7 protein-coding genes are annotated in these 13,120 nt (G+C 74.7%); 3 read left to right on the top strand and 4 right to left on the bottom strand.

The annotated features are described in order from the left end of the window. From ABZZ74_RS29190 to ABZZ74_RS29180, 3 genes are all read right to left on the bottom strand, one after another. Positions 1-1,992 carry an ATP-binding protein gene (locus ABZZ74_RS29190; protein WP_356769941.1) on the bottom strand — a complete coding sequence of 664 codons (1,992 nt, stop codon included), beginning with the start codon at positions 1,990-1,992 and terminating at the stop codon, positions 1-3. A gap of 113 nt (positions 1,993-2,105) precedes the next feature. Next, positions 2,106-2,777, bottom strand: a complete 672-nt coding sequence (locus ABZZ74_RS29185; RefSeq protein ID WP_356769903.1) for a DUF4255 domain-containing protein — start codon at positions 2,775-2,777, stop codon at positions 2,106-2,108. Between the two features lie 153 nt (positions 2,778-2,930). Continuing rightward, positions 2,931-3,593, bottom strand: a complete 663-nt coding sequence (locus ABZZ74_RS29180) for a response regulator transcription factor (protein WP_356769901.1) — start codon at positions 3,591-3,593, stop codon at positions 2,931-2,933. A 269-nt stretch (positions 3,594-3,862) separates the two neighbouring features. On the opposite strand from ABZZ74_RS29180, the gene ABZZ74_RS29175 reads away from it, so the two are divergent. Further along, positions 3,863-6,709: an AAA family ATPase gene (locus ABZZ74_RS29175; protein ID WP_356769899.1), complete on the top strand. Its 2,847-nt coding sequence runs from the start codon at positions 3,863-3,865 to the stop codon at positions 6,707-6,709. On the opposite strand, the gene ABZZ74_RS29170 is transcribed toward ABZZ74_RS29175, so the two are convergent. Next, positions 6,706-11,802, bottom strand: a complete 5,097-nt coding sequence (locus ABZZ74_RS29170) for a hypothetical protein (RefSeq protein ID WP_356769897.1) — start codon at positions 11,800-11,802, stop codon at positions 6,706-6,708. The genes ABZZ74_RS29175 and ABZZ74_RS29170 overlap by 4 nt on opposite strands. Positions 11,803-12,030: 228 nt before the next feature. On the opposite strand from ABZZ74_RS29170, the gene ABZZ74_RS29165 reads away from it, so the two are divergent. Both ABZZ74_RS29165 and ABZZ74_RS29160 read left to right on the top strand, forming a co-directional pair. Further along, positions 12,031-12,435, top strand: coding sequence for a sortase-dependent protein (locus ABZZ74_RS29165; RefSeq protein ID WP_356769895.1), 405 nt, complete (start codon positions 12,031-12,033; stop codon positions 12,433-12,435). Next, positions 12,432-13,061, top strand: coding sequence for a class F sortase (locus tag ABZZ74_RS29160; protein ID WP_356769893.1), 630 nt, complete (start codon positions 12,432-12,434; stop codon positions 13,059-13,061). The genes ABZZ74_RS29165 and ABZZ74_RS29160 overlap by 4 nt, the downstream gene beginning before the upstream one ends. Positions 13,062-13,120: the final 59 nt, after the last annotated feature.

Here is a 13,120-nt window from a genome sequence, read left to right as displayed (position 1 = left end):
CTACCAGGCACCCTCGCCCGGCACCAGACGGCCGGCCTTGCGGTACTCGCGGCGGGCGCCCTCCAGCAGATCGGCCGCGGTGACCAGGTCGCCGCGGCCGGCGGCGAGGTACGCGGCCGTCACCACGGCGCTGCGGATGGAACCGCCCGCCAGCTCGAAGTCGGCCGCCACCGGCCCGAGTCGGACGTCCTCGGCGCACGGCACGTGGGACAGGCTGTGCCGCCACAGCGCGAGCCGCTGCTCGGCGTCCGGGAAGGGGAAGTCGACCACCAGGTCCAGTCGGCGGGTGAACGCCTCGTCGATGTTGGCCCGCAGGTTGGTGGTGAGCAGGGCGATCCCGTCGAAGGACTCCAGCCGCTGGAGGAGATAGGCGCTCTCCATGTTGGCGTACCGGTCGTGCGCGTCCTTGACCTCGGACCGCTTGCCGAAGACGGCGTCGGCCTCGTCGAAGAGGAGCACGGCGTCCGTGCGGTCGGCCTCGGTGAAGATGCGTTCGAGGTTCTTCTCCGTCTCGCCGACGTACTTGTCGACGACCGAGGACAGCTGGACGACATAGAGGTCGAGGCCGAGTTCGGCGGCCACGACCTCCGCGCTCAGCGTCTTTCCGGTGCCGGACTCTCCCGCGAACAGACCCAGCACGCCCCGGCCCCGGCCACCGCCGGCGCTCAGCCGCCAGTCGCCGAGAACCCGGTCGCGGTGCCGGGCACGCAGCGCGAGCTCGCGCAGCTGGGTGAGAGGGCGGTCGGGCAGCACGAGGTCGGTCCAGTCCACGGCTGGACGGATCCGGCGGGCATGCTGCTCCAGCCCCGACGCGGACTGCTGGCGGGCGGCCAGGCGCAGATGGGCGGGGGAGAGCGGGATCCCTTCGAAGCGGGCGAGGTCGAGAGCGGCCCGGGCAGCCCGGGAGATGTGCTCGCCGGGGAGGTGGTACGGGGCGACGGTGGCCGCCAGATCGAAGCCGTGGACGTTCTCCGCGCCGAGCGCGGCCGTCCAGGCGCCCACCGCCCCCGCGTGCTGCCGGGGCACGTCCAGCACGAGGGGGTCCTGGTCGGACCAGTGGGGGTCGTAGGGGCGCGGGGCCGTGATCAGCACGGGTACGTCGGCAGCGGCCACCAACTGACTTATCAGGCCGGCGGGTTGGTCCGGTACCCCGGACACGACCACCGTCTGCCCGCCCAGCCGGGCCTCCCGCAGCAGGTCGGGCACCCCGTCCTCGGGCCCGGAGAAACGCAGGGCGGGGACGCCGGCGGCACGCAGAGCGGCGGCCGCACAGGCGAGGCCGTCGCCCTCACGGCGCTCGCGGAGATAGACGGTGAGCGGGGGACCGGCGTCGAGGCGGGCGGCGAGCCGCTCGACGAACCGGCCGAACTCGCCGTCGGTCCCGGCGTCCGACGGCGCGCTCAGCGAATGCAGATGGCCGGCGAGCGCCGCGTCGGGGGTGTCGTCGCCGAGAAGGTGGGCGGCCAGACGGTCCGGAACGCGCAAGGAGCGGCCGAGAAAGGGGCGTTCGGTCTCCTCCACCGTGAGGAGACCGAGCGCGGAGAGGGGGGCGGCCGGCTGGAACCGGGCCCGTCCGGCCGGGGAGTGGACGGGGACGCCGACCAGATCCAGCGCGAGCGCGACGGTGGCCCGGCGGCGGCTGACGTCGTCGTTGAGGTAGCCGTACAGCGGCTCGAAGGTGCGGTCCAGGTCGGGTGCGAGGGCGATGAGCAGCAGCATCGCGTCGAGCTCGGTCAGCCCGAGCCGCGCGGACAGCTCGCCCAGCCGGTCGTACGGCTGCTCGGCGGGGTCGGGGAGAGGGAGCCGTACCGGCGGCACCGGCCGCAGCAGATGCCGTACCGCCTCCTCCGACAGATACAGCCCGCGCAGCGGATCGGCCGCCGTCGGATCGTCCACGGACCGCTGCTCCACGACCAGGGCGACCCGCTCGCGCAGTGCCTGGAGCCGCGTGACGAGGGCGACGGCGGGATCGGTTTCGGTCAACTCGGCCATGCCGTACGGCACGTGGAACGCGCCGACCGGTTCATCCTCCGGGTGCTCAGGCGAAACACCGTCCGCGGCCGCCGCGCCGTCCGTCAGCGCGTCGGTCCCCGGGGTCCGGGGCGTCACGGTGTCCGGTCCGTGGTGCGGGCCGCCGCTCGGGCCTCCCTGGCTGCCGCCACCTGGGCCGGGCGGTGGGCGCGTTCGTCCGTGACCGGGGCGTCGTCGAGGGTGCGGACGCGGACCGCGGCACCCTCGGTGACCGGCGGACCGGCGTCGTACTCGGGGTAGGCGGGAAAGGGGGCCGTGACCACCAGGTCCAGGGAGGGCTTGAGTTCGCCGCCGAGCGCGGACCAGATCTCCGCCAGGGAACGGGACTCGGTCTGGATGCCGGCCACCGACAGCGGGATGGTCAGGCCCAGCTCGCCGAGCGCGCCCGGGAGTTCGGACGGTCCGATCAGCTCACGCGGGATCAGCGTGGCCAGCACCGCGGACAGCAGCCGGTGTTCGTCCTGCGGCCGTTTCGTCCACGCCGTCACCAGGTACGACAGCCGGAACCAGCGCGGCGGCTGGCGTCGCTTGACGATCACGTCCCGCTCGTCGTGCACGGCGACATGGCCCCGCTGCCGGCGGTTGACGTCCTCCCGGATGTCGTACAAGTAGGCGTTGATCGTGGGCGAGTTGCGGCGCGCGGCCCAGTCGCGGGTCGGGGCGTCGAAGGCGACGTCGATGCCCGAGCCGGACAACGCGCCACCGCTCAGCAGGCCCTTGAGGACCTCGTCCACCTCGTGGATCACCGTCTTGCTCCTGCCCCGCGATGCCCCGCACCGCATGAAACCCGCTGCCGTACCCGATCCTGCCCTCCGTCCCGGCCGTCCGCGCAGGCACGCGGGGGACGGCTCACGGGCGCACTCCGCTGCCCAAGGGGGCGGAGTGGGCTGCCCGTTCGGTCAGATGTAGCCTTCCCGCAGGGCATGCGCGACCGCGTGCGCCCGGTTGCGCAGATGCAGCCGGGTGGTCAGCCCGTGGATCACGTTCTTGACCGTGCGTTCGGAGTAGGACAGCTTGCCGGCGATCTCTCCGGTGTCGAGGCCCTCGGCGACCAGACGCAGCACGTCCACCTCGCGCGGGGTCAGCCCCGACGACGGTCCGCCGGGCCGTCCGGCCGCACTGCGGTGCAGGGTCCCCACCTGGTTGATCAGCCGGCCCAGCAGGTCGGCGGGCAGGTCGCCGTCGCCGCGCGCCGCCGCGAGCACGGCCTGCACCAGCCGGGTCGAGGTGGCCTCGTGCCGCCACACGATGGCGCCGACCCCGCACTCGATCACGTCGAGCAGTTCGCTCTCGCGCAGGGAGCCGACGACGAGCACCGCCCGTGCCCCCTCACTGCGCACCAGCCGGCGCAGCCGGGTCAGCGCGGTCTCGTCGAGCACGTCGCCGACGAGCAGCGCCACCGTGCCGGGACCGGACTCCTCGCGCAGGTCGACCTCGGGGTACCGGCGCAGCTGGCCGATCGCCCCCTCGCGCAGGATCGGGTCGGAGGCGAGCACCGCCACGGGTATCCGCTCGGGCACGTCGGCCGTACCGGAGCGTGTGGTCCGCGATGAGCTGAGCAAGCGTTTCCCCTATGTCCACGTGCACGCAACCTCTGGGGGGTTGGTGACAGGCGTGCGTTTCCCACACTCGTGTGACAGGTGGGGCGGCCGCAATCGTGGAGGACCACGAGCAGCACCACGAGATCGGCCGTACGACTACCACGACGGCGGCCGGCCGCCCGGTTCCGCGAGGGCCGGATCCGGCCACCGTGGGACTTGTCACGCCACCGCCGCGGGACGAGGGCCGTCCTCGACTGCGGAACACGTCCGGTCCGAGCAAGGAGGCAGGCATGGCCGTAGCGCAGGGTGAGCAGCCGCGCGAACACCGGGAAGCCACCGCGCTGTTGGCGGACGCCGCGGCGCGCGCCCGCACCGGGGCGGGCGGTCTGGTGCTGCTGCGCGGCGCCACCGGCACCGGCCGGACCACCGTGCTGGAGGCCGCCGCCGAGGCCGCCGCCGCACACGGCATGCGGGTGCTGCGCGCCCGCTGCGCCCCCGCCGACGCCGCGGTGCCCTTCGCCGCCGTGTTCCAACTCCTCGGCGAGGTGCCCGGGTTCGACGCCGCCGACACCGAACGTGAGCAGGGTGCCGTGCTGCAAAGGGCGTTGGACGCCCGCGCCGAACAGTCGCCGCTGCTGGTCGCCGTGGACGACGTCCACCTCGCCGACGCGCCCTCGTACCGCTGGCTGGTGGAGTACGCCCGCCATGTGGACCGATTAGCCCTGCCGATCCTGCTGGCCGTCACCGAGCGCAGTCAGTACGACGTCGAACTGCCCGCGCCGGGCTTCACCCACACCCTCTCGCCGGCCCTCGTCGGCACCCACACCCTCGCCCCGCTCACTCCGGAGTCGGCGGCCGCCCTGGTGCGCGCCGAGTTCCCCGGCGTGACCGCCTCCTGGGCGGAGGACTGCGTCCGGGCCGGCGCGGGCAGCCCCCTGCTGCTGCGGGCCCTCCTCGACGATCTGCGGGCGTCCGGCGAACCCGCGTCCGTGCCGGAGAGCTGCGCCGCGCTGTATCCGGGGGCGTATCCGGCGGCCGTGTCCTGGTGGCTGGACAGCGCCGGACCGGGCACCGCGGAGGTGGCCCGTGTCCTGGCCGTGCTCGACGAGGGCTGGGACCACAAGGGGCCGTCCCGAACGGGCCGTGCGCACACGGATCTCGGCGAGGTGCGCGGCTCCTTCGACGGCTCCGCCGAGCGGTGGGAGCGCTCCGCCACCGAGTTTCGTGTCCCCGAGCGGCTCGGCGCCCTGCTCGCCGAGCTGGCCGGGGCCGACCCCGCCCGGGTGATGGGCTGGGTCACCGCCATGACCGGGCTCGGTCTGCTGCGCCCCGACGGCCACGGCCGCCCGCGCTACGGCCATCCGCTGCTGCGGGACGCCGTGCTCACCGGCGTGCCCGTGTCCCGGCGGCGGGCCGCGCACCGGACGGCCGCCGAGACGATGCTGCACCGGGGCGCCCCCGTCGAACCCGTGGCCCGGCAACTGCTGCTGGCCGACCCGGTGCACGCCCCCTGGGCCTCGACCGTGCTGCAGGATGCCGCCTCGTTCGCCCTGCGCGACGACCGCGCCGAGGACGCGGTGGCCTTTCTGCGCCGGGCCCTGGACGAGCCGCTGCCCGACGAACGCCGGCAGCGGCTGCTGACCGAACTGGGCTCCCTGGAGGTCGCCGACCGTAAGTCCTCGGCCGGGATCCCCCGGCTCACCGAGGCGCTGCGGCTGCCGGGTACCCCGCAGGACCGGGTGCGCGCGGCGATCGCCCTCGGCACCGCGCTCGCCGGGCGCGGCCGGCCCCGCGCCGCCGTGGACGTCCTGCGCTCCGTCGGCGAACAGCTGGCCGACCGGCCCGAACTCGCCGCGACCCTGCAGAGCGCCTCCGCCCTGCTCTCCGACCAGGACCAGACGGTCCGCCGCGAGGTGTGGCGCGAGCTGTGCGACACCGCGGAGAACGCGCCGGAGCTGCTCGGCCCGGCCACCCGGGCCCTCCTCGTCCGGTATGCGGCCACCGCCGGACTGACCTCGGCGGCCGAGGTGATGCACCGGGTGCGCGCCCTGCTCGCCGAGCCCGCCGACCCGCTGACCGAGCCCTTCCTGCTGGGCACGGCCGCCGCCCTCGCCCAGTGGGCCGACGAACTGGACGAGGCGGACCGGCTGGTGGAGCGCGGCCTGGCCGGCCAGCGCCCCGGGCTGCTGCACCCGATGCACCAGGCGTTGCTCAGCACCCGCGACGACATCGCGGCGGCCCGCGGCGAGTTCGGGCGCCTCCCGGCCGAACCGCCCGTACTGCCCGCCACCGGCCCCTCCAACGCGCACGCGCACATCCTGCTGGCGCTCGTGGAGACCGGCCGCGCGGCCGAGGCGCAGCGCCTCGCGGACGGCTTCGACCTGCGCGAGGCCCCGGACAGCTGGGAGTTGAACCGCTTCCTGTACGCGCGTGGAGTGCAGCGCGCCGCCGCGGGCGATCCGGCGGGGGCCCTGCACGACTTCATGGAGTGCGGGCGCCGTCAGTCGGCGCGCGAGGTGGTCAGTCCGGTCGTCACCCCGTGGCGGTCGGCCGCCGCCGAGTGCTGGTTCGCCCTCGGCGACCCGAAGGAGGCCCTCGCCCTGGCCGAGGAGGAACTGCGGCTGGCCCGCGCGTGGGGCACGCCCCGCACGGTGGGCCGTGCCCTGCGCACCCTCGGCTCCGTCACGGGCGGCCGCCGGGGCCTGAAGCTGACCGAGGAGGCCGTACGACTGCTGCGGGACGCGCCCGCCGCGACGGAACCGGAGCTGGCGGCCGCGCTGCTCGCGCAGGGCCGGCTGCTGACCGCCGCCGGGGAGCGCGGGAGGGCCCGGGAGTGTCTGCGGGAGGCGGCCGAACGTGCCGAGAGGCTGGGAGCGTTGCGGCTGCGGGAGCTCGCCGAGGAGGCGCTGCGCGAGGGCGGCGCACGTCGTCCCGCCCTCGTCCGCACCGGTTCGGGCTCCCTCACCGGCAGCGAGTTGCGCATCGCCCGCCTCGCCGCCGACGGCCGCACGAACACCGAGATCGCCGGGCTGCTGCACCTCGCCCGGCGCACTGTGGAGACCCATCTCACCAGCGCCTACAAGAAGTTGGGCATCCGGCGGCGCGGCGAGCTGAGAGAGGCGCTGAGCGCCGACTAGGTGGCCGACGGGGGTGGCGGCGCGACCGTCGCCGTGACGCCCAAGTGGTTGTCGGGGTCCTGGAGTTGCCCGCCCTCCGTCGTCAGCATGCGGCGGACCATCGGCTCCGGCATACGGATCACCACCGGCGTGGGCAGGGTCAGCTCGCGCGCCGCCGTGCTCGTACGGCCGCTGCGGACCCGGTTGGTCACCCTGGCCACCACCCTGACGTCCAGCGTGAACTGGACCAGGACCGCCTTCATCTTCGGCTTGTGCAGCGGCATCGAGCCCGCCGAGTTCGCCGCGGCGTCCGAGACACCGCCCGATCCGCCCGCGTTGGCCATGAGCTGGTTGAGCCGGAACTCGTCCGCGTTGAGCAGCCCCGCGCCGCCGAGCCCCCGGGCCTGTCTGCCGTGCTCGGCGGAGCTCACCCCGTCCGTCTGGGTGGGCCGGGGCGCCTGGAGATGGCTCTGGCCCACCGTCTCGAACGTCATCGTGTCGCCCAGGCCCAGCACCCGCCCGGCCCGCAGCCGCGCGTGCAGGGAGGCCCGCAGGTCCTGCCCCTCCGCGCCGGAGGCGTGCACCGGCGGCAGGTCCACGCCGGCGGAGGTGAGCAGCGGCAGCGCGGCGATCATCCACTCGGTGGAGACGGCCTCGTTGAGGGCGTACGCGGCGGCCTGCCCCTTGTCCCGGAACCGCTCGCCGCCGCCCGCCTGCCGGACCGCCGCGGTCACCAACTCCCGTACTCGTGGCGCCCCTTGGAAGCCGTTGACCTGCGCCTCCATCGGCAGCCGCACCCCGCCCGCGTGCCAGGAGCCGAGTCCGGACGGGCCGTCGTCGCGCGGGCCCCGCACCGGGGGCGCCGTGGTCCGCACCGGTGCGGTCACCCGGCTCAGCGCGGCCAGGTCCTTGTGCAGCACACGGTGGGTCAGCGCCAGGTTGTCCATGCGGGCCAGCGCCAGCCGGGTGCCGCCCTTGTACAGTTCCAGGCTCGCCCGCACCGGCAGCCGCATCCTGGCGGACGGCGCGGACTTCGCCTCGGCGACCGTCTTCATGCCGAGCTGTCCACGGCTCGCCGCACCGCTGCGCCGTGAGTCGCCGGAGGCGTAGCCGACGCCCGCCGCGCCGCCGGTGCTCTTCAACTGCCCGGCACCGCCGTCCGGTTTGCCCGATCCGGCGAGGACGCCCTCGATGCCGGTCACCGTGCCCTCGTCGTGGGAGACGGCCTGCTGGGAGACGGCCGCGGTGATGTACTCCATGTCCCGGCCGTCGCCAGCGTCGCCCGTGTACGCGCCGTCGCCCCTGCGGTCGACGCGGAACACCGCCCAGTAGGGCGTCCTGCGGCCGTCGAGCAGTTCCACGGTGACCCCGCCGTCCATGGCGCTGGACAGCAGCCCGGCCGAGCCGTCCCGGTCCAGGACGCGCAGCAGCCGCTGCACGTTGTCGTTGCGGTCCTTGAGCTGCTGCCGGGGCAGCAGGTCGTCGGCGACGTCCTGGTGCCGGTTCTGGACCAGGTTGGCCCGCAGCCGTCCCAGCAGCGGCACGAAGTCGGGCAGGTCCTCGACCATGCCGAAGCCGAGGGGCAGCCCGCTGCCGAAGCCGGGGCCGTTCGTCCGCGAGGATGCGGGCCCACCGCTGCTCCGGGCCGGCGCGGACGAGGACGTACCAGCGGTGGCGCGCGCCCGTTCGGCGGCCATCCGGGAACTCTCCGCCCTGCTCTCGCCCCGCGCCGCCGGTGGACGCATGACGAGGTCGGCGTCGGCGTCGAGGTTCAGCTGCCGCCGGATCCGCTGCGGCAGCTGCGCCTCCGTCAGCCACACCGCCGCCGCGCCCGGCAGCGTGCGGGCGCCCTGGCTCACATAGGGGCCGCCGCCGGTGACCTTGACCTCGGCGACCATGTTGACCAGCACATCGCACTGGACCAGATACAGCGGGGCCTTCTTCGGCGTGTGGGCGTTGCGCTCCACCGTGCCGGACAGCGCGGCGGCCCGGCTGTCACCGTGGCCCGTGGTGCGGAACGTCGACAGCCCCTGCCCGGTGCGCCGCTCGGGGCCGTTCTCGGAGCCGGTCGCCCCGAACTGCACGGTGCTGGTGGTCCCCTGGCCCACCTGACCGGCGGACTGGTGGCCGCCCAGGATGAAGGTCTCGGTGCCCGGTCCCTCGCCCTTGTGCACGAACTTCGGGTTGGCCAGCGTCAGCCGGGTGCCGACCGCGCCGTTGAGGGCCGCGAGCCGGCGCGGATAGCGGAGGTTCTTCACCACCCAGCCGGAGGACGCGGCCTGCCTCAAGGCCGCCTTGACCGCCCGCTCGCCGAACCGGTCCTCCACCGCCAGCCGGGGCGCGAGCCCCTCCGTCGCCAGCGCCGGATCCTCCCGCAGCCCCTTGTTGCGGGCCGCGGCCTGCGCCAGCAGCTGGAAGGCGAGCGCCCGGACCGGCTCCGAGTCGAGGTTCTCCACCAACTGCCAGTCGCGCAGCGCCCGCCCGGTGGACGGCCGCGGGGTGATCGAGGCCAGGTCGCCGATCCCCTCGGCGTTGAAGGCGTGATCAGGGGCGGGCGCCTGGGCCCTGCGCGCCCCCGCCACCGCGTCCCGCCGGTCCCGGCCCTCCTGGTCCAGCGTGAACTCCGCCGGGGTGAGCAGCCGTACGTCCTGCGGCTCCATGTGCAGCCCCGCCAGCAGCTTGGCGTCCGGCGCGTCCTGGCCGGGCGAGCCGACGCTGAGGCCGCGGGCGAGCTTGCGGGGCCGGGAGGTCATGGTGACGTCCACCTGCATGCTCAGGGCTGCCCCGAAGGCGCTCGCGGTCTCCGAGCCGTTGGTCAGGATGTCCGAACGGCCCGTGGGCCCCGCCTGGTTGCGGCGGGTGCCGGTGCTGTGCCTCTCGTAGCGGGCCGCACCGGTCAGCGCCCCCGGGATCAGCCGGGCCTGTCCGAGTACCAGACCGCCGATCGAGCGCGAACTGCTGCGCCCGCTGGTCGAGTTGCTGGTGACGCCGGAATGGGCGCGCACCATCCAGTCCTTGATGTCGCCCTGGTACTCGGCGTCCGACATCTCGCCCTTGACGAGGAGTTGTACGTCGTGCGAGTGCAGGGTGGTCTTGCGGCGCAGCCGCACCCGGATGCCGGTGGACAGCAACTGGTCCTTGTTGACCCGGAGGTTGGTCTCCGACAGGACGGTCATCAGCTCGCGGTAGTTGCGGCGCTGGGCCTCGGCCTCCTCGTCGCTGGTCTGCAGGGACGGCGGAGTGGCGCCGAAGGCCGGCAGATAGCCCGCCAGCCTCGGGTCGGTGGCGAACAGTTCCCGCACGGCCCGCACCATGGGTCCGGTGTCGAGCCGGCTCAGCGTGACACTCGATCCCTTCGCGCCGTACGGGAGATGACGCTCGACCTCCACCTCCTCGCCTCTCTCGTCGGTCCGCCGGGGCTTCTCGGCGAACGGCCCGGCGTTCGTGCCCTGCGGCAGCGGCAGCCCCAACTCCTGTGCCTCGTCGGCCCGCAGGCTCATCCACACGTTCATCGAGTGGGTGGCGACCCGGCGCCCGGGGTTCAGGATGTGCTCGGCCGAGCGCGGGCCCGTGCCCTCCGCGGTGAACAGCACCGTCCCGAAGTACAGCACCTTCTCACCCCGCACCTCCGCGCCCTGCCGGGTGGAGACGGTCTGCTCGGTCACGCTGAAGCGGGCCTTGCGGGCCGCCGCGACCGGCATCGCGGTCCCCCGCAGCACGGCCGCGTTGCCCGCCGCGCCGACACCGATCGCCGGGCCCAGACCGGCGGCGACGGCCCGGCCCTTGCCCGCGGACTCGGTCACCGTGTGCTGGGTCTGCTGATGGGTGCGCAGCTGGGTCTTGCCGGTGGCCCAGGCGGGGGAGAGGCCGGTCAGCGCCGCCCGCAGGTGGTAACTGCCCGCCGTCTTCCCGTCCTTGGACTGCAGGTCCTCGCCGACCACGCCGTCCCGCAGCAGCCGGGGCATGTCCTCCAGCACGGTCGCCGTCGCGGTCGCCTCGTACAGCCGGGCCCGGCCCGGCGCGCCGGGTGCGGTGAGCGAGGGGTGCAGCACGGAGGCGACCGCGTCGAAGAGCCCACCGCCGCTCTGGTGCGGGGCCGCCGTGTCGGTGACGGCGACCGGTGCCAGCGAGTCGCCGAGCGAGACGCCGCGCGCGGTGTCCGCGCCGAGCGGCCGCCCGGGCGCCGGTGCGCCCGTACCGACCGGGACCAGATGCTCGGTCGGCACCCGCTGGGTGAGCGTCCCCTTGTCCCGGAAGGTCTGCGTCTCCTCGGTGCCGGTCTTCTGCACCCGTACCTCGTAGACCACCTTGCGGTGGACCTCGACCGAGCCCTTGTCGCTGCGCAGGACGCGCGGCTCGGCCACGTTCCGTTGGTGCCGGGACTCCCGCGAGGACTGCCAGGGCTGGACGTTGCCGGTGGCGGCGCCGCCCACCCACAGGCCGGGCGCCACGGGAGCCAGCCCGAACGCCAGCCCGCCGACACCCTTGGAGGCCGAGCCGCCGGCCGTACTGCTCGCCGTGGCGGCGGTGTTGTGCTGGACGTCGACCTTGGTGTCCTTGCCCTCGGGATCCTCCAGCTCGGCCACCTCGTCGGTGCCGGAGACGGCGGCGGCCGGCAGGTCCTGGGAGCGGAAGACGGGCGGCCGGTCGTCGGCGGCCCGGTGGACGGCGACCGTGACGTCGTACCACTCCTTGCCGGTCCGGCCCCGCACGGCGAAGGCGCGGCCCTGTCCGAAGAAGCTCTCCGGCCGTCCGGCCAGTTCGGCCGCGATGTCGCCGACCGTGCCGTCGGCGTGCCCCACCGCGGCGGCCACCGCGTGCCGCACGAACTCGTGCCCGGTCAGCCCGTACGCCGTCGACAGCCCGGCCACCTCCAGCCCCATCAGGTACGACGGCAGCTCCAACCCGGCCTCGGCGCGCTCCTCGATGCCCGGAAGCGCGGGCCGGGAACGATCGGTGCGCGCCCGCCGCACCGCCCGGGCCGTGGCCGCGTTCCCCGCGGACTGCTGGAAGGCGAGCAGGGGATGGGCGGGTGGCCCGGCGGTGCGGGGCGCCGGGGGCGCCTGCTGGGAAGTGCCGGTTCTGCCGTCCCGTGGCTGCTGCTGGTTCCGCACGGCCTCAACGTAATCAAGGCACAGGCACGGCAGACGCCCCTTGGGCCACCCCGGTCCCATTCGCCGCGCCCACGCCATCGGTGGGTCAACTCCCGTACACCTGAAGGACATTCGACGACTTTGCCAGCTCTTTACAACCCGCTTCCGTGCTGTCTCGTCTCTCCGCTCGATCCACGCCACAGCCCGCCCGGCCCGACCGCCGGGCGGACCGACGAAAGAGAGCGATTCATGCGCCGAACCGGCCTCAGTGCCTTGGTGATCGCGGCCACCGCCGTCCTGGCGGGCGCGGTGCCCGCGTTCGCCGCGGGGACGTCCGCGACCCCGAGCCCCGCCGAGCGGGCCACCACCGCTCCCAGCGCCGTCCCGACCAAGACCCGTCCGGCCGACCCCCAGGAGCCCAGCGCCGTCCCCACCAAGCGCCGTCCCGGCACCCTGGCCCCGAGCCCCGTCCCGACCCGGGTGCCCCGCGGCCAGGTCTCCGTCGTGCCGAGCGGTGCGCCGAACACCGGTGTGGCGACCACCTCGGACTCCTCGAACACGGGCGCGCTGGTCGGCGGGGGCGCCGCCGCGGCCGTCGTCGTGGGCGGCGGGGCGGTCTTCCTCCTGCGCCGTCGGCAGGCGAACGGGGAATGAGCCACCTCTCCGGGCGCGCCCTCGCCGGCCTCGCGCTGGCCGCGCTGCTCGTGGGCTGCGGCGGCACCGGAGCCACGACCGGGAGCGGCCCGCAGGGGAGTTCCGCGAGCACCTCGTCCTCGTCGTCGTCCTCCGCGCCGCCCGCCGCGAAGCAGGTGCCGGCGGTGGGGCGATCCCTCCCGGTCGGGCTCCGGATACCGGCCATCGGGGTCGACACCCCGGTGATGAAGCTGGGGCTGGCCGCCGGCGGGACCGTGCAGGTCCCGCCGATCCAGGCGCACGACCGGGCGGGCTGGTACGAGAACTCACCGACGCCGGGACAGACCGGACCGTCGGTGATCCTCGGTCATGTCACGGTCGGCGCCTACGGGGACGGCGTCTTCCGCCACCTCGGCGAACTGCGCCGGGGCGAGCGGATCGAGGCGCGCCTGGAGAACGGCACCACTGCGGTGTTCACCGTGACGGACGTACGGACGGTGGCGAAGGCGAACTTCCCGACCAAGGAGGTGTACGGGAACGTGTCACGGCCGGAGTTGCGGCTCATCACCTGCGGCGGGGAGCGCACCGGTGACGGCTACCGCGACAACGTCATCGTCTTCGCGGTGCTGACCGGAACCGGCCACTGACCACCGACCGGAACCCGGGCCCGCGGAACGTACGCCGCAGGCCCGGGCTCTTCCTCCAC

The sequence above is a fragment of the Streptomyces sp. NPDC006476 genome (assembly GCF_040612015.1).
In the GTDB taxonomy this organism is placed as follows: Bacteria; Actinomycetota; Actinomycetes; order Streptomycetales; family Streptomycetaceae; genus Streptomyces; species Streptomyces griseorubiginosus_B.
Note: the sequence above shows the minus strand (reverse complement) of the source record. Positions and strands in the feature narration are given on the sequence as shown.